Source organism: Streptomyces sp. NPDC003691 (genome assembly GCF_053981115.1).
Genome location: NZ_JBSFNQ010000039.1, coordinates 42,020 through 66,096 on the forward strand (window position 1 = coordinate 42,020; position 24,077 = coordinate 66,096).

The 24,077-nt window shown below is 72.8% G+C and carries 19 protein-coding genes; 2 read left to right on the plus strand and 17 right to left on the minus strand.

Annotation, left to right across the window (positions count from 1 at the left end):
* Nucleotides 1-152 precede the first annotated feature (152 nt).
* From ACWDR0_RS19515 to ACWDR0_RS19550, 8 genes are all read right to left on the minus strand, one after another.
* On the minus strand, nt 153-605 hold the full coding sequence (locus ACWDR0_RS19515; RefSeq protein WP_456352949.1) for a phospholipase: 453 nt from the start codon (nt 603-605) through the stop codon (nt 153-155).
* Between the two features lie 523 nt (nt 606-1,128).
* Nucleotides 1,129-2,733 (minus strand): polyamine aminopropyltransferase, encoded by a 1,605-nt coding sequence (locus ACWDR0_RS19520; RefSeq protein ID WP_456352950.1) that lies wholly within the window; start codon nt 2,731-2,733, stop codon nt 1,129-1,131.
* Nucleotides 2,734-2,752: 19 nt separating this feature from the next.
* Nucleotides 2,753-3,190 carry a DUF350 domain-containing protein gene (locus tag ACWDR0_RS19525; RefSeq protein ID WP_456352951.1) on the minus strand — a complete coding sequence of 146 codons (438 nt, stop codon included), beginning with the start codon at nt 3,188-3,190 and terminating at the stop codon, nt 2,753-2,755.
* A gap of 118 nt (nt 3,191-3,308) precedes the next feature.
* Nucleotides 3,309-3,722 carry a DUF4247 domain-containing protein gene (locus ACWDR0_RS19530; protein WP_456352952.1) on the minus strand — a complete coding sequence of 138 codons (414 nt, stop codon included), beginning with the start codon at nt 3,720-3,722 and terminating at the stop codon, nt 3,309-3,311.
* Entirely contained in the window at nt 3,719-4,240 is a 522-nt protein-coding gene (locus ACWDR0_RS19535; RefSeq protein ID WP_456352953.1) for a DUF2617 family protein, read from the minus strand. Before ACWDR0_RS19535 ends, ACWDR0_RS19530 begins: the two co-directional genes overlap by 4 nt.
* Nucleotides 4,241-4,474: 234 nt before the next feature.
* Nucleotides 4,475-6,136 (minus strand): MFS transporter, encoded by a 1,662-nt coding sequence (locus tag ACWDR0_RS19540; protein WP_456352954.1) that lies wholly within the window; start codon nt 6,134-6,136, stop codon nt 4,475-4,477.
* 295 nt (nt 6,137-6,431) lie between these two features.
* Nucleotides 6,432-6,830: a RidA family protein gene (locus ACWDR0_RS19545; protein WP_456352955.1), complete on the minus strand. Its 399-nt coding sequence runs from the start codon at nt 6,828-6,830 to the stop codon at nt 6,432-6,434.
* The gene (locus ACWDR0_RS19550) at nt 6,827-8,272 is read right to left on the minus strand and encodes an acyl-CoA dehydrogenase family protein (RefSeq protein WP_456352956.1); all 1,446 of its coding nucleotides are present in this window, start codon (nt 8,270-8,272) and stop codon (nt 6,827-6,829) included. Before ACWDR0_RS19550 ends, ACWDR0_RS19545 begins: the two co-directional genes overlap by 4 nt.
* Before the next feature lie 96 nt (nt 8,273-8,368).
* Here ACWDR0_RS19550 and ACWDR0_RS19555 point away from each other — a divergent pair, with 96 nt between their 5' ends.
* Entirely contained in the window at nt 8,369-9,997 is a 1,629-nt protein-coding gene (locus ACWDR0_RS19555; RefSeq protein WP_456352957.1) for an AMP-binding protein, read from the plus strand.
* A gap of 15 nt (nt 9,998-10,012) precedes the next feature.
* On the plus strand, nt 10,013-10,822 hold the full coding sequence (locus ACWDR0_RS19560) for a PaaX family transcriptional regulator (protein ID WP_456352958.1): 810 nt from the start codon (nt 10,013-10,015) through the stop codon (nt 10,820-10,822).
* A gap of 152 nt (nt 10,823-10,974) precedes the next feature.
* On the opposite strand, the gene ACWDR0_RS19565 is transcribed toward ACWDR0_RS19560, so the two are convergent.
* The 9 genes from ACWDR0_RS19565 to ACWDR0_RS19605 form a co-directional block, all read right to left on the minus strand.
* The gene (locus ACWDR0_RS19565) at nt 10,975-13,272 is read right to left on the minus strand and encodes a bifunctional salicylyl-CoA 5-hydroxylase/oxidoreductase (protein ID WP_456352959.1); all 2,298 of its coding nucleotides are present in this window, start codon (nt 13,270-13,272) and stop codon (nt 10,975-10,977) included.
* Between the two features lie 13 nt (nt 13,273-13,285).
* A complete protein-coding gene (locus ACWDR0_RS19570; RefSeq protein ID WP_456352960.1) occupies nt 13,286-14,113 on the minus strand; it encodes an enoyl-CoA hydratase family protein in 828 nt (275 codons plus the stop codon).
* Between the two features lie 280 nt (nt 14,114-14,393).
* Nucleotides 14,394-15,407, minus strand: a complete 1,014-nt coding sequence (gene argF / locus ACWDR0_RS19575) for an ornithine carbamoyltransferase (RefSeq protein ID WP_456352961.1) — start codon at nt 15,405-15,407, stop codon at nt 14,394-14,396.
* Between the two features lie 125 nt (nt 15,408-15,532).
* Nucleotides 15,533-16,765, minus strand: coding sequence for an arginine deiminase (locus ACWDR0_RS19580; protein WP_456352962.1), 1,233 nt, complete (start codon nt 16,763-16,765; stop codon nt 15,533-15,535).
* Between the two features lie 182 nt (nt 16,766-16,947).
* Nucleotides 16,948-19,578, minus strand: a complete 2,631-nt coding sequence (locus ACWDR0_RS19585) for a polynucleotide kinase-phosphatase (protein ID WP_456352963.1) — start codon at nt 19,576-19,578, stop codon at nt 16,948-16,950.
* A complete protein-coding gene (locus ACWDR0_RS19590; protein WP_456352964.1) occupies nt 19,575-21,116 on the minus strand; it encodes a 3' terminal RNA ribose 2'-O-methyltransferase Hen1 in 1,542 nt (513 codons plus the stop codon). Before ACWDR0_RS19590 ends, ACWDR0_RS19585 begins: the two co-directional genes overlap by 4 nt.
* A gap of 41 nt (nt 21,117-21,157) precedes the next feature.
* Nucleotides 21,158-22,099, minus strand: coding sequence for a homocysteine S-methyltransferase (gene mmuM, locus ACWDR0_RS19595; RefSeq protein WP_456352965.1), 942 nt, complete (start codon nt 22,097-22,099; stop codon nt 21,158-21,160).
* Between the two features lie 3 nt (nt 22,100-22,102).
* Nucleotides 22,103-23,026 (minus strand): LLM class F420-dependent oxidoreductase, encoded by a 924-nt coding sequence (locus ACWDR0_RS19600; protein ID WP_456352966.1) that lies wholly within the window; start codon nt 23,024-23,026, stop codon nt 22,103-22,105.
* Between the two features lie 118 nt (nt 23,027-23,144).
* Nucleotides 23,145-24,065, minus strand: a complete 921-nt coding sequence (locus tag ACWDR0_RS19605; RefSeq protein WP_456352967.1) for a DUF6099 family protein — start codon at nt 24,063-24,065, stop codon at nt 23,145-23,147.
* Nucleotides 24,066-24,077: the final 12 nt, after the last annotated feature.

Consider the following 24,077-nt stretch of genomic DNA (forward strand, 5'->3'; position numbering starts at 1 on the left):
AAAGGGCCGGGCCCGCGATGCGACGAGCATCGCGGGCCCGGCCGGTGCGGCGCCGTCCGTGGCCCGTACCCCGGAGGCAACGGTGCCGGGGGGCGATACCGGCGTCCGCCGGGGCGGTCGTTTCACCACGGCCGCCCCGTGCCCCGCCCGGCTCAGCCGAGGGCGCGCACCGCCTGGTAGTACGTCCACGCCGTGCCGTTGCAGGTGGTCTTCTTGGCGCCGCTGTACGCCCCGCAGACCCGCTTCAGGTCCTCGTAGAAGGCGCTGTCCAGCCGTGCCTTGTTGGTGGGGAACTGACCGGCCGCCTTGTAGTTGCGGTAGCCGAAGTCATGGCGGGCACAGGAGTTCTGGAAGGGGAAGCCGAAGGGGTTGTCCGGCGAGCTGGAGCAGTAGTCGGTGGACCAGTCGAAGCCGTACGCGGCCCAGGCTGCCTGGTTGTTGCGGGCGGCGGCCCAGGAGTTGTAGCTGCTCGCGCTGGTCTGCGTCCACTGGGAGAGGATCTGCGGCTTGTCCGCCGGAGCGGCACTGGCGGGGCTCGCCAGCACGGTACCGGCCAGCACGGCCGATGCCGCTGTGGCGAGGGTGGCCGAGAGCATGCGACGCATGGGTGTCCTTTCACAGAGCCGCCGCGGCGGTCGCGCGGCGGGTCGGGACAGGGACCCCGGCCCACCGGAGGTGGGGGGCGAGGGCGGAGGTGCGCGGACCGGCCCGGTCCGGGGGTCCGCAACGGAAGTTCCTGCTCCGGAAATACCCCCCGGGGAAAGTCATTACGGCTCCCCCGGGGAACCCACCGCGCGAACACCCCGCCGCTCCGCCTCGGTTGCACTCCGCAGCGGCGCGTGGCCGGACGGACTACGCGTCAGGGACCGTTACGGCCCTGCCCGTTGCCCCGCCCGTGGTGACACCCTCGGTGACGTCTTCCCGGCGCCGTCACGCTACGGTCACCGGGAACGCGTGCCCACCCCTACGCCCGGTGCCGACCCCCCCTCATTCGGACCCCGGTCGGTCGCTCCTCGTTCCGGAGCCCGGTCCGTCACCACTCGTTCGGGGCCGGCCCGTCAACCGTCGTTCGGGGACCGGCCCGTCACCCGTCATTCGGGCCCGGCCCGTCCCTCCGCGGCGCGTGGCTCAGTAGTTCCGCCACTCGTGGCGGGTGTATTCGAGGACCACCGGGTCCATCAGGGTGCTGGCCCGTACGTCACGGGGCCGCCGGTCGACGGGGAAGACGGTCGACGCCTTGAGGACGGCGGTGTCGAGGAAGCGCAGCCGCGGCACGTCGGCGGCGAGCCGGAGTTCGGGGGCGGGGGCCTGCCGGCCGCGGCCGGCCAGGACGAAGCCCCAGTTGCCGAAGCTCGGCACGTCCACCTGGTAGGGCGTGGTCGCATAGCCGGCTTCGGCGATGGTCTCGACGATGGACCAGTACGTCTTGGGGGCGAAGAAGGGCGAACCGCCCTGCACCAGGATCTGCGCTCCGGGGTTCAGGACCCGGCCGAGCAGATGGTAGAACTCCACGCTGTAGAGCTTGGCGAGCGACGCCGTATCGGGGTCCGGGAAGTCGATCAGCACGGCGTCGTAGCGCTGCCGCGCGTCCCGCAGCCAGTTGAAGGCGTCGGCGTTGACCGCGGTCACCCGGGGGTCCTCCAGGGCACCGCCGTTGAGCGCGCGCAGGGGGGCGTACGTCCGGGCCAGTCTGGTCACCGCCGGGTCGAGATCGACGAGGGTGACCTTCCGTACGTCGTCGTAGCGCAGGACCTCGCGCAGCGCGAGCGCGTCCCCGCCACCGAGGATCAGTACCGACGAACGCCGTCCCGCCATCGCCGGGTGGACCAGGCTCTCGTGGTAGCGGTACTCGTCGACGGAGGAGAACTGGAGGTCCCCGTTGAGGAAGAGCCGCAGATCGGGCGAGCCGGTGAAGGCCGTGGACCGGGTCAGGACGATGTCCTGGTACGGGGTGGTCTCGGCGTGCACGATGGGGTCGCGGTACAACTGCTGCCGGGCGGTGACCTCGATGTCGTCGGCGAGGACGTAGACCGTACCCAGTACGGCGAGTACGGCGGCCATCCCGCCGATCAGCCCGGCCCGCACGATCCGCCGGGTCTCCTTGCGGAAGATCCACAGGACCACGATCACCCCGGCGACCGCATTGACCGCCCCCACCACCAGGGCGCCCTTCAGCTGGCCGAAGGCCGGCAGCAGGAAGAGGGGGAAGGCCAGCCCGCCGATCAGGGCGCCGATGTAGTCGACGGCGAACATATCGGCGACCGCGCTGCCCGCCTCCTGGCGGCGGATGCGCTGGAGCAGCGTCATCAGCAGCGGGATCTCGGCGCCGATCAGCAGCCCCACCAGGAAGGAGACCACGATCATGGCGGGCATGTAGATGCGCAGCCAGGCGAAGCAGACGTACAGGATCAGTACCGACAGTCCGCCGACGAGCGCCAGGGCCCCTTCGACGAGGGCGAAGCTGCCGACCGCCCGCTTCTGGAGCGGTTTGGCGGCCAGGGACCCGATGCCCATGGCGAAGACCATGACGGAGATGACCACGGAGGTCTGCATCACGGAGTTGCCGATGAGGTAGCTGCCGAGTGCGGTGAGCGCGAGTTCGTAGATCAGTCCGCAGGCCGCGCAGATGAACACGGCCAGCATCAGCAGGAACCGCGCACCCCGGGAGACCGGGATGCGCATCGGCTCTTCCGCGGCGGCCGGGGTGGCGCGCTCCTCCGTGGTGGTACTCATCGGGGGCCCGGTCGCGGGGTCAGGAGACCGCGGCGCCGACCATGAAGGCCGCGCCGAGGTAGGTGGCGGCCATCACCCAGGCGGCGGGGTGGGGTCGGTCGCCGTTGTCCTCCAGGGCCGCGGCGCCGAGCTTGCCGGGCGTCAGCAGTCCGACGATCAGTGAGATGACCGTCATCACGATCACGCCCGCGAATCCGTACAGCAGGGTGCTGGCCAGTCCGTAGCCGAGGCCCTGCTCGGATTCGCTGGCCCGGATGGACTCCTCGATGACCAGGCCGATGGCCAGGGTCTGGCCGGCCAGCAGCACGGCCGCACCGCGGTTGCGCTCCGACCACACGACATGGAAGAGCTTGCCGGGGGTGACCAGGTCGAGGGCGATGAAACCGGCCGCCATCACGACGAAGCCGACGAGTCCGTAGAGCAGGGCGGTGCCTGCCGACTCGAATATCTCTGCCACGGGGATGCCTTTCGGGGACGGTTGAGGACTCGGGGTTACGGGCTCGGGTACTGCGGCGGGACGACGGGTTCGGGAACGGTTCCGGGAACGGCTTCGTGAACGGTTTCGCGGCCGGGGGTCACTTGCCGGAGCCGGGGCCGCCGCCGCGGAAGCTCTGGGTCGCCGGGTCGGGCCACGACGAGGTCCGGAGGTGGTGGTTCCAGCGCGAGTAGCCGGAGCGGTAGTCCACGATCTCGATCAGGCTGCCGCGGGGCTGCTTGGTCACCGCGACGATGTCGTCGTCGTACCGGAGGTAGACCGTGTTCTCGGCGGAGGTGCGGTCGCGGGACGCGGTGTTGTTGTGGATCTCGTCGGCGACCGTGCCCGGCTCGTCGACCGGGTCCAGGTAGCCGGAGGGGGACGGGGTGTACTCGCTGCCGATCCACAGGCGCGGCACGTCGTTGTACCGGGTCCCCTCGTCGTCGTCGCTGGAGCAGGCGGTGAGCGCTGCCCCGGCGAGGAGTATCGCGCTGATACGTCGGGCGGTCTTCATCGGGCCTCCAGCCGGGTGTGCGTCGCCACGATCCGGCGGCTCTGCGGGTAGGTGTGCCAGGTACGCCAGTTGAGCCCGGGGCGGCCGGGTTCGCGGGTGTCGTGGCCCCCGGGGCCGGCGTCGACGGTCAGGGCCGTCACCGCTTCGAGATCGCCGGGGAAGACGCCGTACAGGGCATGGGGATGGGTATCGGCGCGGTGCACGACTTCGGCCACCCGCCGGGTGAACTCCTCGGGGGTGCAGTCGTACACCTGGGCGCGGAAACGATACTGCCAGCCGTCGAGCTCGCGGACGGTGTCGGGCAGACCGCCCGCGCCACCGGGCAGGCAGGCCACGGTCTCGGCCACCGGGCCGGCGAAGACCTGGTGCGAGGCGCCCAGCAGCCGGAGCTGGACGGCGAGCCCCCCGATGGTCAGATCACGGACGGCCAGGGCCGCCATCGGTGGATGTCCGAGGGCGAAGGAGAGCTGGTCGGCATCGGTGTCCTGGTACGGGGTCGCAAGGGAGCGGGCGCTCATCCGCGGCCGTCCGGACGGCGGCCCCGGGCTCCCGCGGACCGGCCCGGCGGGGCGCTCCCCGCCGCCGCGTCCACAAGAACGGCAGCCTTCTCCCCCACCATCACGCCCCCCGTGCTTCACTACCGCGCAATCTTGCCGCGGAGCATGCTACAACTCGCCGGGAAGACCCCCGCAGGTCGGGTACACGCACTCATTGCGCCGCTGGTCAGCGGGGTGAATCACGTGATCCCGGGGTCAGGTGTCGCCGGGTTCCCGACCGGAGCCGCCCGCTCCGCCGGTGCGGTCACCACCATCACCATCATCACCACTGCCGTCACTGCCGTCACTGCTGTCACCGCTGCTGCTTCCGCCGCTGCCGCCCTGGAGCCGTTCCAGGTCGACGGCCCGGATCCGGATGACGACCACGGCGATCACCGCGGCGACCACGGCGAAGACGGCCGCGGTCACGAACGCCGTGGCGATCCCGTGGGTGAGGACCTCCGCGGCCCAGGGCTCCGGCAGTTGGCCGGAGCGCCGGAACGCGAGCCGCTCGGCCGGGCTCGCCTGGGCCAGGAAGCCGGGGATCAGCCTGCGGGCCTCGTCGGCGCTGGCCGTGCCGAAGACCGTGACCAGGATGGAGAGCCCGAGGGAGCCGCCCACCTGCTGGGAGGCGTTCAGCAGGCCGGAGGCGGCGCCGGATTCGCGCCGGGGCACGCCCGAGACCGCCGTCAGCGTCAGACAGACGAACTGCATGCCCATACCGGCGCTGAACACCAGCATCGGCCCCAGCACGCTACCGGCGTAGGTCGAGTCGACGTCGATCCGAGTCAGCCAGCTCAGCCCGCCGGCGGCCAGCAGGGCACCGCAGACGATGAACGGTTTGGGGCCGTAGCGGGGCAGCAGCCGGGAGGTGAGGGTGGCGGCGATCGCGATCACGGCACTGACGGGCAGGAACGCCAGCCCCGCCATCAGGGGGCTGAAGCCGAGGACGTCCTGGACGTAGAGCGTGAGGAAGAAGAACATGCCGAAGATCGCGGCGGCCAGACAGAGCATGATGGCGTAGGTCCCGGCGCGATTGCGTTCGGCGAACATGTGCAGTGGGGTGATCGGCTGCGGGGAGCGCCGCTCCACCAGCAGGAAGAGCGTGAGCAGAACGACCGCGGCACCGAACGAGGCCAGGGTGAGCCCGTCGCTCCAGCCGTGCTGGGCGGCCCGGATGAAGCCGTACACCAGCGCGACCATGCCGAGGGTCGAGGTGAGCGCCCCGGCGATGTCGAAGTGCCCGGGATGCTTCTCGGACTCCCGGATATGGCGCGGGGTGGCCAGCAGGATCAGCGCCGCGATCGGCACATTGACGAAGAGCACCCAGCGCCAGTCCAGCCATTCGACCAGCATGCCGCCCGCGAGCAGCCCGATCGCCCCGCCGCCCGCGGAGACGGCGGCGAAGACACCGAAGGCCCGGTTCCGCTCGGGTCCCTCACGGAAGGTGGTGGTGATCAGGGCGAGTGCGGTCGGGGAGGCGATGGCTCCGCCGACGCCCTGGAGGGCGCGGGCCGCGAGCAACTGCCCGGCGTCCTGGGAGAGACCGCCGAGCAGGGACGCGACGGCGAAGAGGGCGACACCGGCCATGAACATCCGGCGTCTGCCGAGGATGTCACCGGTCCGCCCGCCGAGCAGCAGCAGCCCGCCGAAGGTGAGGGTGTAGGCGTTGACCACCCAGGACAGATCGGTGGTGGAGAAGTGGAGGTCGCTCTGGATATGCGGCAGGGCGATGTTCACGATGGTGATGTCGAGGACCACCATCAGCTGGCAGGAGGCGATGACGAGGAGGGCGATGCCCTTGCCGTCGCCGCCCGCCCGGGCCGGTGCGTCGGCCGTGGCCTTGGCCCGGGGCGCTCGGGATTCGGGACTGCTCATGATGTGCCGTGCCTCATGACGTACCGTGCCCCCTCGCGGGGAGGGTCGGCCGCGGGTACGGCCGGGCGGCCCGCGGCTCGCGCTCGGAGCGCCGCGTCCACCCATCGACCCTAAGCCCGGCCGCCGGGCCCCACCAGTCGATCACCTCCCGGTTCTCCCGGCCTTCGGGCCCGCGATCCCCTCCCGGTTCCCACGGCTTCGAGGGACGCGCGCCGACCGGTGCGGGACGGCTCCGGCCGGCCCCGGCCGGCTCGGGCGGCCCCGACCGCCCGGCCGCCGGAGCCGCCCGCCGCGGTCAGGGCAGTACCGCGGTCCCGTCCAGCTCGACCAGGGCCTCTTCGTCCCAGAGGCGTACGACACCGATCAGGGCCATCGCCGGATAGTCGCGGCCGGCCAGCCCGCGCCAGATCCGGCCCAGGGCGGGCGCATGGGTGCGATAGGCACCGACGTCCGTGGTGTAGACGGTCACCCGGCACAGATCGGCGGGCCGGCCGCCGGCCGCCGCCAGCGCGGTGAGCAGATTCCCCAGGGCGGTCTCGAACTGCTCGGGCAGGGTCGCGCCCACCACCGTCCCCCGGTCGTCTAGCGCGGTCTGCCCGGCGAGGAACACCAGCCGGGAGCCGGTGGCGGTGACCGCGTGGGAGTAACCGGAAGCGGGCGCGAGCCCGCCGGGGTTGGTCCGGCGCACCGTCATATCCCGCTCCCCGGGCGCTCGTCCGCGCGGTGCCGGGCATACAGCTCCCTGGCGACGACGGTGCGCTGGATCTCGCTGGCTCCCTCGTAGATCCGGGGGGCACGCACCTCGCGGTAGAGGTGTTCCAGGAGATGCCCGCGGCGCAGCGCCCGGGCGCCGTGCAGCTGGACGGCGGTGTCCACGACGAACTGGGCGGTTTCCGTCGCGAACAGCTTGGCCATGGCGGAGCGCCGGGTCACCTCCGGGTCCCCCGCGTCGTAGGCCGCGGCCGCGCTCAGCACCAGCAGCCGGGCGGCCTCGGTGCGGGTGGCCATCTCGGCGACCTGATGGGCGACTGACTGGAGGTCCTTCAGGGGGCCGCCGAAAGCGGTACGGGCGGCGGTGTGGGCGAGGGTCGCGTCCAGGGCGGCGGCCGCCATGCCCACGGCGAAGGCGCCGACGCTGGGGCGGAAGAGGTCGAGGGTCTCCATGGCGAGCCGGAACCCCCGGCCGGGCTCCCCGACGACATCGGCCGGGGTGACCGGGGTGCCGTCGAAGACGAGCCGGCCGACGGGATGCGGCGACAGCATCTCCAGGGCGCTCCCGGAGAGGCCGGGGCGGTCAGCGGGAACCAGGAAGGCGGTAATGCCCCGGGCGCCGGGGCCCTCGGCCGTCCGGGCGAAGACGGTGTAGAAGTCGGCCTCGGGCGCATTGGAGATCCACTGCTTCTCACCGCTCAGCAGCCAGCCCTCACGGCCGGTGCGGGGATCGGGGACCGCGCTCAGTGCCAGTGCCGCGGCATCGGACCCGGCGCCCGGCTCGCTGAGGGCGAAGGCCGCGACGGCCCGGCCCGCCGTCACCTCCGGAAGCCACCGCTCCTGCTGGGCGGGGGTGCCGGCCCGGGCGACCGGCCAGGCGCCGAGCCCCTGAAGGGCGAGCGCGGTCTCCGCCTCGGTGCACCCGTAGGCCAGGGACTCCCGCAGCAGGCACAGCTCCAGCGCCCGCCCGGCTCCCCCGCCTCCGGCCCCGGCCGGAGCCCCGCTCCCGTCCCGCGCTCCACCCACGGCCCGGGCTCCGATCCCGGCTCCGCACCGGGTCCCGTTCCCGGCTCGCGCTTCACTTTCGGCCCGGGCATCGTCCACGGCCCGGCCCGCGGTGCCGTTCCCGGATCCGGCCCGGGCGCCGTCCGCGGCGCGCGCTTCGCTCACGGCCCGGGGCTCACTCCCGCCACCGGCTCGTCCCGCACCGGCCGGCGCGGTGTCCGGCGGTGGGCCGGGTGGGGCGCCCGGCGGCCCGGTGAACATCCTGCTCAGCAGTCCCCGTTCGCCGAGAGCGGCGAGCAAGGGGCGGTTGACCCGGCCGGGTTCGGCGCGGGCGGCCAGCGGCCGCAGCACCCCGACGGCGAGCTCACGCAGCTCGGCACACCAGGCGTTCTGTGCCGGATCGAGCGAGAATACGGGCATCCGTCCCCCATACATCTCATCTATCGCGGACAGTTGACTGTCGTCACCACAACGATACGCTCCCTGCACGACCCCACCACGAGAAGGGGGCGCACCATGGAGCTGACACCCTCGGCTCATCTCGACACCTTTGCGCGTGACCGTCTCCCGCCCGCCGAGCACTGGCCCGACCTCCTGTTCGATCTGCCCGAGCTGGCCTACCCCGACCGGCTCAACTGCGGACGGGAACTCCTCGACCGCACCGTCGAACGCTTCGGCCCCGACCGCCCCGCCTTCCGTACCGCCGACGGCGAGGTCTGGTCCTACGGAGAGCTGAGCGACCGCGTCGACCGGATCACCCGCGTGCTCACGGGGGGCCTCGGGGTGATCCCGGGCCACCGGGTACTGCTGCGCGGCCCCACCACCCCCTGGCTCGCCGCCTGCTGGCTCGCCGTCATGAAGGCGGGTGCGGTCGCCGTGACCGTACTGGCCCAGCACCGGGCCGAGGAGCTGGCCGTCATCGGGGAGCTGGCCCGGGTCAACCACGCCCTGTGCGACGCCCGCTCCCTCGGCGAACTGCGGGCCGCCCGGCTGCCGGACCTGCGGATCACCCCTTTCGGCGGCAGCACCCCGGACGATCTGATCCGGCTGGCCGCCCGGGCGCCCGCCGGGCCCGCCCCCGCGGTCGCGACCGCGGCCGACGACGTCGCCCTGATCGCCTTCACCTCCGGCACCACCGGCCGCCCCAAGGGCTGTCTGCACTTCCACCGCGATGTCCTGGCCGTCGCGGACACCTTCTCGGCCCATGTCCTCCGCCCCGCCCCCGACGACCTCTTCGCCGGCAGCCCTCCCCTCGGCTTCACCTTCGGACTCGGCGGACTCGTCGTCTTCCCGCTCCGCGCGGGGGCCTGCGCCCTGCTGCTGGAGCGGTCGGGGCCCGAGCAGCTGCTGCCCGCGATCGGCGAGCACCGGGTCACCGTCCTCTTCACCGCGCCGACCGCGTACCGCGTGATGCTGGCCGACCCCCGGAGCCACGATCTCCGCTCGCTGCGCCGCTGTGTCTCCGCCGGGGAGAACTTGCCCGCCGCCACCTGGCACGCCTGGCACGAACGCACCGGCCTGCGCATCATCAACGGCATGGGGGCAACCGAGCTGCTCCATATCTTCCTGTCGGCCGCCGACGAGGCCGTCCGGCCGGGCGCCACCGGCCTTCCCGTCCCCGGCTGGCAGGCGCGGATCGTCGGTTCGGACGGACGAACGGTCCCGGACGGCAGTCCCGGGCTGCTCGCGGTCCGCGGCCCGGTCGGCTGCCGCTATCTCGCCGACCCCCGCCAGCGGGAGTACGTCCGCGACGGCTGGAACCTGACCGGCGACACCTGTGTCAGGGAGCCCGACGGCTGGTTCCGCTATGTCGCCCGCGCCGACGACATGATCATCTCGGCGGGCTACAGCATCGCCGGACCGGAGGTCGAGGAGGCGCTGCTGCACCACCCCGAGGTCATCGAGGCGGCCGTCGTCGGCCGGGACGACGAGCTGCGCGGCCAGGTCGTCGTCGCCTATGTCGTCCTGCGCGACGGGCCGCCGTCCGGCACCGCGGCGGCGGCCGCCGCCGCGGACACGCTCGGCGCCGCCGTCCGGACCCGCCTCGCCCCGTACAAATGCCCCCGCGCGTTCGTCTTCCTGGATGCGCTGCCCCGCACTCCCACCGGCAAGCTCCAGCGCTTCCGGCTGCGGGCCGGGAACTGAGCCTAGAGTGATCACGTGGCCGACCAGCACACTCCCCGCTCGCTCATCGTCACCCTCTACGGCGCCTACGGGCGCGAACGCCCGGGGCCGCTCCCGGTGGCCGAACTGATCCGGCTGATGGGAGCCCTCGGTGTCGACGCGCCCTCCGTGCGCTCCTCCGTCTCCCGGCTGAAGCGCCGCGGGCTGCTGCACTCCGCCCGCACACCGGACGGCTCGGCGGGCTACGCGCTCTCTCAGGACGCGCATCAGCTGCTGGACGACGGCGACCGCCGTATCTACGACCATCGCACCCCCCTTCTCTCCGACGGCTGGGTTCTGGCCGTCTTCTCGGTGCCCGAGGCCGAACGCCACAAGCGCCATCTGCTCCGCTCCCGCCTCCACCGGCTCGGCTTCGGCTCGGCCGCCCCGGGTGTGTGGGTCGCCCCGGCCCGGCTGTACGAGGAGACCCGGCACACCCTGCGCCGCCTCCAGCTCGACCCGTACGTCGAGCTGTTCCGGGGTACCCATCTGGGCTTCGCGGCGACCTCGGAGGCCGTGGCGAGCTGGTGGGACCTCGGTGCGGTCGCCAAGGCGCACGAGGAGTTCCTCGGCTCCCATGAGCCGGTGCTCCGCCGCTGGTCGGCGGGGCCGTCCGGATCGGCCGAGGACGCCTATCGGGACTATCTGTTCGCCCTGGACTCCTGGCGGCAGCTGCCCTACACGGATCCGGGCCTGCCGATCGAGCTGCTGCCGGAAGGCTGGCCCGGCGGCCGCTCGGCAGAGGTATTCCGGCAGGTGCACGATCTGCTGCGGGAGTCGGGCTCCGCCTTCGTGCACCGGGAGTGAGGGAAGCCCCCGCACTCACTACGGAGAGTGTCCCTCGCCCGGACGGCCGCCGAACCCCTCTGGCGAGTTGTCGCCATCATGTTCGAACCGGGCGGCCACCGGGAGGACCACGGGGACCACCGGGACCACCGGGACCACGGGGACCACCAGGATCAGTGCCCGTCCCGGGGCCCCGGCAGCCCGCCGCGCCCGGTCGGGGGCGGCCGGCTCCCGGCTCGGTACGGCGGCGGCCAGGGCGCTCCCGGCCCCGCGTACCCCTGCTCCGCCGCGGCGTGCAGCGTCCAGTGCGGGTCGTACAGATGGGGCCTGGCCAGGGCGCAGAGATCGGCACGGCCCGCGACCAGCAGGGAGTTGACGTCGTCCCAGGACGAGATCGCGCCCACGGCGATCACCGGCACCCCCAGGGTGTTGCGGATCCGGTCCGCGTACGGCGTCTGGTACGAACGCCCGAACTCGGGACGCTCCTCCGCGACGACCTGCCCCGTGGAGACGTCGATCGCGTCGGCTCCGCGGGCCGCGAACGCCCGGGCGATCTCCACGGCCTCGGCGCCCGACGTACCGCCCGGTACCCAGTCGGTCGCGGAGATCCGGACGGTCATGGGCCGGTCGTCCGGCCAGACGCCGCGCACCGCGTCGAAGACCTCCAGGGGGAAGCGGAGGCGGCCCGCGAGACCGCCCCCGTAGCCGTCGGTGCGCCGGTTGGTGAGCGGGGAGAGGAAGCCGGAGAGCAGATATCCGTGGGCGCAGTGCAGTTCGAGGAGGTCGAACCCGGCGTCGGAGGCCCGCCGGGCGGCTGCGGCGAAGGCCGTCCGCAGCGCCCTCATGCCGGCCCGGTCCAGCTCCGCGGGCACCTGGCCGTCCCGCAGGTAGGGCAGGGGTGACGCGGCCACCAGCGGCCAGTTGCCGTCGGGGAGCGGCTGGTCCGTGCCCTCCCACATCCGCCGGGTGGAACCTTTCCGTCCGCTGTGGCCGAGCTGGACCCCGATCGCGGTGCCGGGCGCGGCGTCCCGGACGAAGGAGGTGATCCGCCGCCAGGCCGCCGCCTGCTCGTCGGTGTACAGCCCGGCACAGCCGGGGGTGATCCTGCCCCCGGCGGTCGCACAGACCATCTCCGTCATCACCAGACCGGCGCCGCCGAGGGCCCGGGCCCCCAGATGGACCAGATGGAAGTCTCCCGGGACCCCGTCCCGTGCCTGGTACACGTCCATGGGCGAGACGACGATCCGGTTCCGCAGGGTCAGCCCCCGCAGGCGGAACGGGGTGAACATCGGCGGGGTGTCCGGCGGGCAGCCGAAGTCCCGGTCGACGGCGGCGGTGAACGTCCGGTCCCGCAACCGCAGACTGCCATGGGTGACCCGGCGGCTGCGGGTCAGCAGATTGAAGGCGAACTGCCGCGCGGTCTGATCGGTGTACGTCTCCAGTTGTTCGAACCATCGCAGACTGGCCAGCGCGGCCCGCTGTGTGGAGGCGACAACGGGTCGGCGCTCCGCCTCGTACGCGGCCAGGGCATCGTCGAGCGAGGGGTGTTCCCCGATCCGCGCGGCCAGGGCGAAGGCGTCCTCGACGGCGAGTTTGGTGCCGGAGCCGATGGAGAAGTGGGCGGTATGGGCCGCGTCGCCGATCAGCACGGTCCGGCCGTGGACCCAGCGCTCGTTGACGACGGTACGGAACGCGGTCCAGCGGGAGTCCCCGGGCCGCAGCCCCCGGCCGCCGAGGGCCCCCGCGAAGATCTCGGCACAGCGGTCGACGCTCCAGGACGGCCCCTGCTCGGGCCGTTCGGTGTGGAAACCGGCCGCCCGCCAGACCTCCTCCCGCATCTCGACGACGACGGTGGAGGCGCCGGGGGCGTAGGGGTAGCCGTGGAGCTGCATCACCCCGTACTCGGTCTCGGCGACCTCGAAACGGAACGCGTCGAAGGCGATGTCCGCGGCCAGCCAGCGGTAGCGGCAGCGATGGGTGGTGACGGTCGGCCGGTACACCTCGGGATGCGCCTCCCTGGTACCGCTGCCCGCTCCGTCGGCGGCGACCACGAGATCGTGCCGGGCGGCGAGTTCCGCGGCGGGCGGGGCGGGGGTACGGAAGCGGAGCCGTACGCCCAGGTCGGTGCAGCGCCGGTGGAGCAGGGCCAGCAGCCGCCGTCGGCTCAGGGCGGCGAAGCCGTGTCCGCCGGAGGTGAGCGTCCGGCCCCGGTGGACGATGTCGATGGTGTCCCAGCGGACGTATTCGTGCCGGAGGGCCCGGTGGACAACGGGGTCGGCGTGTTCGACGGCGCCGAGGGTCTCGTCCGAGAGGACGACGCCGAAGCCGAAGGTGTCCCGGGGGGCCCGGCGCTCCCAGACCGTGATGTCCCGGCGCGGGTCGTGCCGTTTCAGCAGGGCCGCGGCGTAGAGTCCGCCGGGGCCGCCGCCGATCACGGCTATCCGGAGGGGCCGGGACCGGTGCCCGGTCATGGCCGCCGGCCCTTCACCGCCCGTGCCGTTCCAGTGCGCGTTTCGCGGTGAAGGCGGCATGGAATTCCGCATAGTCGGCGCCGGTCATCAGCAGGGCCTGGGTGGCCGCGTCGAGTTCGACCGCGGCGGCCAGCGGCATGTCCAGCTCCGCGGTGAGCAGCGCCTTGGTCTGGGCCTGGGCCAGCGCGGGACCGGCGGCGAGCCGGGCCGCGAGGGCCGCGGCCCGGTCCCCGGCGGTTCCCTCGGGGACGAGTTCGCTGATCAGGCCGATCCGTTCCGCTTCGAGGGCGGTGACGGGTTCGCCGAGCATCAGCAGCCGGGTGGCATGGCCGAGCCCGACGGTCCTGGGCAGCAGATAGGCGGCGCCCATGTCTCCGCCGGACAGGCCGACCCTGGTGAAGAGGAAGGAGAACCGGGCGGTGGGGTCGGCGATCCGGAAGTCCGCGGCCAGGGCAAGGACGGCGCCCGCCCCGGCGGCCACCCCGTGGACGGCGGCGATGACGGGGAAGGGGCACTCGCGTATCGCCCGTACGGTCGCGCCGGTCATCCGGTTGAAGTCGAGCAGTTCCGCGGTGTCCAGGGCGAGGGTGGCGCCGATGATGGCGTCGACATCACCGCCGGAGCAGAAGCCCCGCCCTTCACCGCCGAGTACCAGGGCCCGGACGGAGCGCTCGCGTGACAACTGGGCGAGCAGATCCCGCAGATCGGCGTAGGCACCGAAGGTGAGGGCGTTGAGCTTCTGCGGGCGGGCGAGCGTCACGGTGGCGATGCCGTCGTCGACCGCGACCTTCAGATGGCGCCATTCCTGGGTCGGTTGAACGGATCCGGTAAAGGGGCTCATGGAAGGGGCCTCCTCCGGCAGCGGGTACCCCGCCGCCCGCGCTTGGGCCGTCTCTTTCGGACCGTGCCGACTCACTGATCCGGCCTGACCCGGCCTGATCCGAAAGAGACGCCCTGACTCCTTCCGAAGCTATCACTGCTCCGTGACTTCCGTCACGAGCACGCGATAGCACATCTCTTATCTGCCGTCAGACGCGGGGGCGGTGGCCCCCCGCGCCGCCGGACGCAGCGGAAACCCGGACTACGCCCCGGCACACCCCGCCGGGCCGGCCGGCGCGGGATCAGTCTTCGTCCACGGAGGCGAGCGTCGCCACCATCACCGCCTTGATGGTGTGCAGCCGGTTCTCCGCCTCGTCGAAGACGACGGAGTGGGCGGATTCGAAGACCTCGTCCGTCACCTCCAGCTCCGTCAGACCGTGGGTTTCATGGATGTCCCGCGCCACCGCGGTGCCGAGGTCGTGGAACGCGGGCAGGCAGTGCAGGAACTTCACTTCCGGATTTCCGGTGGCGCGGAGCACGTCCATGGTGACCGTGTACGGGCCGAGGGCCTTGATGCGCTCGTCCCAGACCTCCTTGGGCTCCCCCATCGACACCCAGACGTCGGTGGCGACGAAGTCCGCGCCGCGGACGCCTTCGGCGACCTCCTCGGTGAAGGTGATCCTGGCTCCGCTGCTCTCGGCGATCCGGCGGGCGCGGACCCGGATCTCCTCCGCGGGCCAGTACGACTCGGGGCCGACGATGCGCACATCCATACCCAGCAGGGCGCCGGTGATCAGATAGGAGTTGCCCATATTGAACCGGGCGTCGCCCAGATAGGCGAAGGCGATCTCCTCCAGCGGCTTGTCACTGTGCTCGGTCATGGTGAGCACATCGGCGAGCATCTGGGTGGGGTGCCAGTCGTCGGTGAGTCCGTTGTAGACGGGGACACCGGCGTGCTCCGCCAGCTCCTCGACGATCGCCTGCTCGTCGCCGCGGAACTGGATGGCGTCGAACATCCGGCCGAGCACCCGCGCGGTGTCCCTGGCGGACTCCTTGCGCCCGATATGCGATCCGGACGGGTCGATATAGGTGGTGGCGGCACCCTGGTCGGCGGCGGCGACCTCGAAGGCGCAGCGGGTCCGCGTGGACGGCTTCTCGAAGATCAGGGCGATGTTCTTCCCGCGCAGGTACCGCGGCTCGTCACCGGACTTCTTGGCCGCCTTCAGGCGCGCGGCCAGGGCGAGGAGTGCGCGGAACTCCTCGGCGGAGAAGTCGGTCTCCTTGAGGAAGTGGCGGCCTTCGAGGTGTATCGCCATGGCGTGCTCCTGGGTCGGTCGCTGGGTCGGCCGCCGGATCGGCCGCGGGAAATTGCAAGTATATACGAGGGCACGCATCACTATACGAGTGATGCCCGGGTCCTGGCGGGCGAAACCCCGCGCGGTCAGACCGCATCGCGTTCCACGGGGCAGCTCATGCACCGGGGCCCGCCCCTCCCCCTCCCCAGTTCGCTCCCCGGGATCTCGATCACCTCGATGCCCTGTTTGCGGAGGTATGTATTGGTGGTGGCGTTCCGCTCGTACGCCACCACCACCCCGGGCTCGACCGCCAGCACATTGCATCCGTCGTCCCACTGTTCCCGCGCGGCCGCGTGCACGTCCTGCGTGGCGGTGAGCACTCTGATCTCCGTCAGTCCCAGCGCGGCGGCGATGGCGCTGTGCATCTGCTCCGGCGGATGATCGCTGACCCGCAGGTCCTGCGGGCTCCCGGCGGGCTCGATGGTGTAGGAGCGGAGCATTCCGAGGCCCGCGTACTGGGTGAAGGTATCGCCGTCGACCATGGTCATCACGGTGTCGAGGTGCATGAAGGCCCGCCGCTTCGGCATGTCGAGGGCCACGATCGTCCGGGCCGAACCGGCCGCGAAGAGTCCCTTGGCCAGCATCTCCACCGCCTGGGGGGTGGTCCGCTCGCTCATGCCGATCAGCACCGCGCCGTTCCCGATGACCAGGACGTCGCCGCCCTCGATGGTGGAGGGGTAGTCGGCCTGCCCCCGCGACCAGTGGTGGAAGGGTCCGGCCTGCGGACCGGTGAAGAGCGGATGGTGGGTGTAGATCGCCTCGAAGTGCACGGTCTCGCGCCGTCTGGCGGGCCAGCGCATGGCGTTGATGGAGACCCCGTCGTAGATCCACGCGGAGGTGTCGCGGGTGAAGAGGTGGTTGGGCAGCGGGTCGAGCAGGAAGTCGTCCAGGTCCATCGCGTGGAACCGTACGGACGTGGGCTCGGGGTGTCCGGCGAGGAACTCCCTTTTGGTCATGCCCCCGACGAGGGCCTCCACCAGATCGGCGGTGGTCATCCCGTCGAACGCGGCGCGCAGATGGCCGGTGGCGAGCGGCCCGTACTCCTTCTCGTCGAAGACCCGGTCCAGGACGAGCGCGCGCGCCGCGGGGATCTCCAGCGACTCGCGCAGCAGATCGCCGAAGAGGTGGACTTCGACACCGCGGTCGCGCAGGACGTCGGCGAAGCCGTCGTGCTCGGCGCGGGCGCGGCGGACCCAGAGGACATCGTCGAAGAGGAGTGCGTCCTTGTTGCCGGGGGTGAGCCGTTTCAGCTCCAGATCGGGCCGGTGGAGTACGACCCGGCGCAGCCGCCCGGTCTCGGAGTCGACATGGAATCCCATGCCCCTATCCTCACCGCCCGCGGGGCCCTTCACCCGGTGGGCACCGGTCCGGGCGCCGGGCCCGCCCGATCCGCCACCGCCGGGACGGGCTCCTGGAGCGGCGGGGGAAGGGACGGCGGGAGCGGCGGCCCGGGCCCGGTGCGGTACGCGCGGTACCGCACCGGGCCCGGCGGGCGGCCCGTTCAGAGCCTGGGGTCGACGGGCTCCGACTCCAGGGCCAGCACCGCGAACACCGCCTCGTGGATCCGCCACAGCGGTTCACCGCCGGCGAGCCGGTCGAGCGCTTCGAGACCGAGGGCGTACTCGCGGAGGGCCAGCGACCGCTTGTGGTTGAGGAAGCGGTTCCGCAACTGCTCCAGGTGGACCGGACGGGTGTACTCCGGTCCATAGACGATCCGGAGGTACTCCCGGCCCCGGACCTTGACCCCGGGCTGGACCAGGGCGCCCCCGGCGGTGCGGGCGAGCGGCCGGAGGGGCTTGACCACCATGCCTTCGCCGCCCTCCGCGGTCATCGCCAGCCACCAGTCGGTACCGGCCCGGACGGAGTCCTCGTCACCGGTGTCGACGATCAGCCGCCGGGTCGTCCGGAGCAGCCCGGCCGGGTCGTGCTCCACCAGCCTGTCGATGAGCCGGAGCTGTTCGTCGTGGGGGACGTCCGCCAGGGACCGGCCCTGGACGGCAAGGATCTGGAAGGGGGCGAACCGCACACCGTCCAGGCCGTCCGTCGGCCAGCAGTAGCGGCGGTACGCCTCGGTGAAGGCGGCCGCGTCCGCGGCCCGTTCCCGCTGGAGCGTCAGCAGCCCGCCCACGTCGATGCCGCGGGCCGCGGCCGCTTCCAGTGCGGCGGTGGCCCCGGGGAAAACGGCTCCGGCCGCCGCGCCCACGGCCGCGTACTGGCTGCGCAGCAGCCCCGAGGCCTTGAGCGACCAGGGCAGCAGCTCCGCGTCGAGCAGCAGCCAGTCGGTCTTCAGCTCGTCCCAGAGCCCGGCCGCGGTGACGGCCGTACGCAGACCGCCGAGGATCTGTTCGGTGAACGCCTCGTCGCTGAAGAACGGCCTTCCGGTACGGGTGTAGAGCGCGCCCGTCGGGCCGCCGGTGCCCTCGGGGGTGCCGACGCCGAAGCGGTCGTACGCGACCTGTCCGGAGCGGCAGACCAGGGCGACGGCACGGGAGCCCATGTGCTTCTCCTGGCAGACGACCCGGTCCACCCCGTCGGCGCGGTACTGGGCGAACGCCTCGGCCGGGTGCTCCAGATAGCCCTCCTCCCCGGAGGTCGCGGTCGGCGCCATGGTCGGCGGGAGATAGGTGAGCAGCCGGGGGTCGACGGCGAACCGGCTCATCACCTCCAGGGCGGCCGCCGCGTTCTCCTCGCGGACGCCGACCCGGGCGAGATGGGCGGTCTCGACGACCCGGCGCCCCTGGACGTCGCCGAGGTCGAGGGGGCGGCCCTCACGGGCCCCGGGGGCCTCGGTGAGCAGGGGCTTCGCCGGTTCGTACCAGACCTTCTCGGCGGGTACGTCGACGAGTTCGCGCTCGGGCCAGCGGAGGGCGGTCATCTTCCCGCCGAAGACCGCACCGGTGTCGAGGCAGATGGTGTTGTTGATCCACGAGGCACTGGGCGCGGGGGTGTGCCCGTAGACCACGGCGGCCCGGCCGCGGTACTCCTCGGCCCAGGGGTAGCGGACGGGCAGGCCGAACTCGTCGGTCTCGCCGGTGGTGTCCCCGTAGAGGGCGTGGGAGCGGACCCGGCCGGAGGTGCGGCCGTGGTACTTCTCGGGCAGCCCGGCATGGCAGACGACGAGGGCGCCGCCGTCCAGTACGTAGTGGCTGACCAGTCCGTCGATGAACTCCCGCACCTGCTCCCGGAAGGCGGGGTCCTTCTCGTCCTCCCGTTCGAGCTGGGCGACGGTCTCGGCGAGACCGTGGGTGTGCCGGACGTTCCGACCCTTGAGATAACGGGCGAGCTTGTTCTCGTGGTTCCCGGGGACGCACAGTGCGTTCCCGGTGCCGACCATGGACATCACCCGCCGCAGCACCCCGGGGCTGTCCGGCCCGCGGTCGACGAGGTCGCCGACGAAGACGGCGGTACGGCCGTCGGGGTGGGCGCCGTCCCGGTAGCCCAGCTTCGCCAGCAGGGTCTCCAGTTCGGAGCTGCACCCGTGGATATCGCCGATGATGTCGAAGGGGCCGGTGAGGTGCCGGAGGTCGTTGAAGCGCCGTTCGAGGACGACCTCCGCCGTTTCGGCCTCGGCGGGGCTGCGCAGGATGTGCACCTTGCGGAAACCCTCGCGTTCCAGGCCGCGCAGGGAGCGGCGCAGTTCGGCGCGGTGGCGTTTGATCACCCGGCGGGGCATCCCGGCCCGGTCGGGACGGCCGGCGTTCCGTTCGGCGCAGACGTCTTCGGGCATGTCGAGAACGATGGCGATCGGCAGGACGTCGTGTTCGCGGGCCAGCCTGATCAGCTGCTTGCGGCTCTCGGCCTGAACGCTGGTGGCGTCGACGACGGTCAGCTTCCCGGCCGCGAGCCGTTTGCCCGCGATGTAGTGGAGGACGTCGAAGGCGTCACGGCTGGCGGACTGGTCGTTCTCGTCGTCGGCGACCAGTCCCCGGCAGAAGTCCGAGGAGATGACCTCGGTGGGCTTGAAGTGGCGGCGGGCGAAGGTGGACTTGCCGGATCCGCTGGCCCCGATGAGGACGACGAGCGCGAGGTCGGTGACCGGAAGGCGGCGGACCGGCGGAGCGGCGGGCGGGCCGGCCGCGGGAGCGGTGGCGTCCGGGGTGCCGGTGGTGCCGGTTTCGTGGGGGATGGTCATGCGGCCTTCGCCTCCTTCTCGGTACGGTCCTCGCAGGTACGGTCTCCGGCCCCGCCGGTGGCTCCCCCGGTGCGCCCGCCGGGAGCGGGGTGTTCCTCGGCGGTACGGGTGAACACCGCCATCTGGGTCGGCGGGCCCACCTCGGGGTCGTCGGGGCCCACCGGGAGATGGGCCACGGTGTAGCCGTGGCCCGCGGCGACCTGCTCCGCCCAGGACCGGAACTCCTGCCGGGTCCATTCGAAGCGGTGGTCCCGGTGGCGTACGTGTCCGGCGGGCAGGGTCTCCCAGCGGACGTTGTACTCGACGTTCGGTGTGGTCACGACGACGGTCGCGGGCCGGGCCGAGCGGAAGACGGCATAGACCAGTGCGGGCAGCCGCGGCAGGTCGAGGTGTTCGATGACCTCGCTCAGCACGGCGGCGTCATAGCCCTTGAGGCGGGCGTCGGTGTAGGTGAGCGCCCCCTGGAGGAGGGCGACCCGGCCGGCCTGCCGCTCACCAAGGCGGTCGAGCCTGAGCCGCCGGGCCGCGATCGTCAGGGCCCGTACGGAGACGTCGACCCCGACGATCTCGGTGAAGCGGACGTCCTTGAGGAGCGCCTGCACCAGCTGGCCCTGTCCGCAGCCCAGGTCGAGGACCCTGGCCGCGCCCGCCTCGCGCAGCGCGGCCAGGATCGCCTCCCGCCGCTGCTCGGCGAGCGGCACCGGGCGTTCCTCGGTGTCGGTGGTCTCGTCGACGGCGTTGTCGACGTCGTCGACGTCGAGGTGGTCGGCCTCGGCGAGCCGGACGAGTTCCAGCCGCTCCGTCGCCTGCCGGGTGAGGCTCCAGCGCCGGGAGAGGTAGCGGCTGGTGATGAGAGCACGTTCGGGATGGTCGGCGAGCCAGCCCTCTCCGGCGCGGATCAGCTTGTCGACCTCGTCCGGCGCGACCCAGTAGTGCTTGGCGTCGTCGAGGACCGGGAGCAGGACGTACAGCTGCCGCAGGGCGTCGGAGAGCTTCAGCTCACCTTCCAGGACGAGCTGTACGTAACGGGATTCGCCCCACTCGGGGAACTGTTCGTCCAGGGCGACGGGGCGGGCCTCGACCCGGCTCCAGCCGAGGGGTTCGAAGAGCCGGGCGACCACTGCGGGGCCGCCGCGCGCCGGCAGGGCGGGGATTTCGATCCGCAGTGGCATGGGGGTTCCGGCCCGCTCCGGCAGGGTGGCGCACACTCCGCGCAGGGCGCTTCCGAAGACCGTGCTCAGCGCCACCGCCAGCAGGGACGAGGCCGCGTAGGGGCGGTCGTTGACGTACTGCGCGAGCGCGGCGTCGGGTGCGCCACCACGGCCCTTGCCCTTGCCGCGCCGCACCAGCGCCACCGGATCGACCTCCAGCAGCAGCGCGGCCGTGCAGCCCTGCTCGGACGCCTCGGGGTAGAAGACGTGCGCCCGCCCGTGCGAGGTGGCGAACGACTGCGCCTTGCCGGGATGCTTGTGCAGCAGAAAGCCCAGGTCGGTGGCGGGTCGTTCCGGGGTACCGGTGGTTCGGATCGTCAAGAACACCTGACCGATTATGGAGGGTTCAGGGTTTTCGGCGCGCCGGATTATTCCGCCGCGGGCGTCCCGGTGGGCCTCCCGCGGCCGTGCTCGGCGACGGCCGAGGCGATCCGGGCGATCGTGCCGGGGCCGACCCGGCAGCAGCCGCCGACCAGCCGGGCGCCCGCGTCGAGCCAGCCGGGCACCGGCCGGGGGCCGTAGGTGACCGGCCCGGTCCAGGCCTCGCGCCGGACGTCCCACACCTCGCCGCTGTTCGGATAGGCCACGGCCGGTTTCCCGGTGGCCACGGCGGCCCGGGCCACGGCCCGGCGGGTATCCCCGGGTTCGCAGCAGTTCACCCCCGCGGCGATCACCTGGTCCACTCCCCGGGCCGGCCCGAAGGCCGCGTCGAGGTCCTGCCCGGCACGGGTGCGTTCACCGCTCACCGTGTACGAGAGCCAGACCGGCACTCCGCAGCCCGCAGCGGCCCGCAGCAGCGCCTCGGCCTCGACGGCGTCCGGCACCGTCTCCAGCGCCAGGACGTCCGGTCCGGCCGCCGCCAGCGCCTCGATCCGGGGCCGGTGGAAGCGCTCCAGCTGCCGTACGGTGAGGCCGTAGCGGCCGCGGTACTCGCCGCCGTCCGCGAGGACCGCCCCGTACGGCCCCACCGAGGCGGCGACCCACACCTCGTCGTCGCTCTCCGCGGCGGCGGAACGGGCGAGCCGCACACTGCGGGCGAACATGCGCCCGGCCTCGGCCCGGGTCAGCCCGCCGCGGCCGAACCCCTCGAACGACGCCTGGTAGCTCGCGGTGATCAGCACCCGCGCGCCCGCCGCGACCCAGGTCCGGTGCGCGGCCCCGATCAGATCGGGGCCGTCCACCAGAAGGCGCGCCGACCACAGATCGCCCGAGAGGTCGCACCCCCGCTCCTCCAGCAGGCTCGCGAGGCCCCCGTCGAGTACGACGGGCCCCTCGGCGAGGGCTTCGGCGAGCGGGCGGGCGGGGCGCACGGCTCAGCCCAGCCGGGACTGGACCTCGGCGGAGATCAGCTCCAGATGGTCGAGGTCCGACAGGTCGAGGATCTGGAGGTAGATCCGGGACGAACCGACGGCGGCGTAGTGTCCGATCTTGTCGACGACCTCCGCGGGCGAACCGGCCAGCCCGTTGGTCTTCAGCTCGTCCACCTCCCGGCCGATGGCTGCGGCCCGCCGCGCCACCTCGGCGTCGTCCCGTCCCACGCAGACCACCAGGGCGTTCGAGTACACCAGCTCGTCCGGGCCGCGGCCCTGGGCCTCGGCGGCCTCCCTGACCCGTCCGAACTGCCGCTCGGTGGCCTCGACGGAGGCGAAGGGGATGTTGAACTCGTCCGCGTACCGCGCGGCGAGGCGGGGGGTGCGGGTGGCGCCGTGGCCGCCGATCAGCACCGGCACCCGGCCGTTGGCCGGCTTGGGGAGCGCGGGCGAGTCCGTCAGCTGATAGTGGGTGCCGTCGTACGAGAAGGTGTCGCCGACCGGGGTCTCCCAGAGGCCCGTCACGATCGCCAGCTGCTCCTCCAGCCGGGCGAACTTCTCCTTGGGGAAGGGGATGCCGTAGGCCCGGTGCTCCTCCTCGAACCAGCCGGCCCCGAGTCCCAGTTCGATCCGGCCGCCCGACATCCGGTCCACCTGGGCCACCTGGATGGCGAGGACGCCGGGAAGCCGGAAGGTACCGGCCGTCATCAGCGTCCCGAGCCGGATCCGGCTCGTCTCCCGGGCCAGACCGGCCAGCGTGATCCATGCGTCGGTCGGACCGGGCAGTCCGTCGGCGGATCCCATGGCGAGATAGTGGTCGGAGCGGAAGAAGGCGTCGAATCCGAGGTCCTCGGTGGCCTTGGCGACGGTGAGCAGGGTGTCGTAGTCGGCGCCCTGCTGGGGTTCGGTGAAGATACGGAGGTCCATACCCCCATCCTGCACCCCACGGGGGCGGTACAGGCCTCCGGCCTCACTCGCGCCCCGTCCGCGCGGCGGGAAGAATCCCACCGGCCGGGTGGGGTCACGGGACGGGTCGCCGGACCGGTCACGGTGAACCCGCCGTGGAATCGACCGCGTCGGGGACGCCCAGCGCTTCCGCCCGGTCCGGCCCTCCGCCGGTCGGACCCTCCGGGCGCCGGACCGCCGGGGGGCGAAGGGCGGGAGCCCCGCCCCCGCGGGGCGCCCGGGGCGGCAGCGGCACATGGCACGAGACCGGCCCGTCCGCCCGGGCCGGACCGGGCGGCAGGACCGCGGGCCGTCCGGCGACCGGGCCGGCGGCACCGGGCGCATGCCCGCGACCGTCCCGTACGGCTGTGCCGTTGCGACGCCCGTCCTCCGCGGGCGGCAGGGCGCCGCCACCCGGGACCCGGTCGGTCCCGCGGGCGGGACCGTGGTCCTGCGCCCGGGCGCCCAGCGGCCCGGGGACCCCGGCCGGGACGGCGGCGGGCGGACTACCGGGAGGACCGGCCCGCTCCCCGAGCACCCCCGGGGGCCTGCGCAGATCACGGCCGGCCAGATCCGCCGCCGAGAGTCTGCGCAGCATCGCGCGGACCCGGTCGCCCGCCTCGTCGGCCGCGTCCATCGCCTCCACGCAGTGCCAGTACAGCCCCTCCTCGTCCGTGGCGCAGGCCACTCCGACGAGGGCAATGCCCACATCGGCGAGGAGGGCGCCCAGCGCGATCAGCGCCTCACGGGGGTCGTCGATGCCCGTCAGCAGGACAGCTCTGGCCCCGCCCCGGACCGGCTCCGCACCGCCCGGCCGATCATGGCCGCCGGACCCGGGACCTCCGGTCTCGGCGAGCCCGCGCGCATCCCTGCTCAGCTCGGGCGGGCCGAGGGCCACCAGTTGTCCGCCGATGGCCTGGGCCAGCAACTGCGCCTGCCACGCCTCGGCCACCACCTCCGCAACCGCCCTGCTCCGCGCAAGGGCGAGTCGACTCATATCGATGAGTCGTTCCGCGTCCATGTACGCCGCCCC

What these genes read in the sequence shown, in the direction of transcription:
- argF (WP_456352961.1), bottom strand. Translation starts at nt 15,407, where the DNA reads ATGGCGATACACCTCGAAGGCCGCCACTTCCTCAAGGAGACCGACTTC.
- ACWDR0_RS19555 (WP_456352957.1), top strand. Translation starts at nt 8,369, where the DNA reads ATGGAGCTGACACCCTCGGCTCATCTCGACACCTTTGCGCGTGACCGT.
- ACWDR0_RS19565 (WP_456352959.1), bottom strand. Translation starts at nt 13,272, where the DNA reads ATGACCGGGCACCGGTCCCGGCCCCTCCGGATAGCCGTGATCGGCGGC.
- ACWDR0_RS19545 (WP_456352955.1), bottom strand. Translation starts at nt 6,830, where the DNA reads ATGACGGTGCGCCGGACCAACCCCGGCGGGCTCGCGCCCGCTTCCGGT.
- ACWDR0_RS19550 (WP_456352956.1), bottom strand. Translation starts at nt 8,272, where the DNA reads ATGCCCGTATTCTCGCTCGATCCGGCACAGAACGCCTGGTGTGCCGAG.
- ACWDR0_RS19600 (WP_456352966.1), bottom strand. Translation starts at nt 23,026, where the DNA reads ATGGACCTCCGTATCTTCACCGAACCCCAGCAGGGCGCCGACTACGAC.
- ACWDR0_RS19585 (WP_456352963.1), bottom strand. Translation starts at nt 19,578, where the DNA reads ATGACCATCCCCCACGAAACCGGCACCACCGGCACCCCGGACGCCACC.
- ACWDR0_RS19535 (WP_456352953.1), bottom strand. Translation starts at nt 4,240, where the DNA reads ATGAGCGCCCGCTCCCTTGCGACCCCGTACCAGGACACCGATGCCGAC.
- ACWDR0_RS19515 (WP_456352949.1), bottom strand. Translation starts at nt 605, where the DNA reads ATGCGTCGCATGCTCTCGGCCACCCTCGCCACAGCGGCATCGGCCGTG.
- ACWDR0_RS19540 (WP_456352954.1), bottom strand. Translation starts at nt 6,136, where the DNA reads ATGAGCAGTCCCGAATCCCGAGCGCCCCGGGCCAAGGCCACGGCCGAC.
- ACWDR0_RS19580 (WP_456352962.1), bottom strand. Translation starts at nt 16,765, where the DNA reads ATGGGATTCCATGTCGACTCCGAGACCGGGCGGCTGCGCCGGGTCGTA.
- ACWDR0_RS19530 (WP_456352952.1), bottom strand. Translation starts at nt 3,722, where the DNA reads ATGAAGACCGCCCGACGTATCAGCGCGATACTCCTCGCCGGGGCAGCG.
- ACWDR0_RS19570 (WP_456352960.1), bottom strand. Translation starts at nt 14,113, where the DNA reads ATGAGCCCCTTTACCGGATCCGTTCAACCGACCCAGGAATGGCGCCAT.
- ACWDR0_RS19520 (WP_456352950.1), bottom strand. Translation starts at nt 2,733, where the DNA reads ATGAGTACCACCACGGAGGAGCGCGCCACCCCGGCCGCCGCGGAAGAG.
- ACWDR0_RS19605 (WP_456352967.1), bottom strand. Translation starts at nt 24,065, where the DNA reads ATGGACGCGGAACGACTCATCGATATGAGTCGACTCGCCCTTGCGCGG.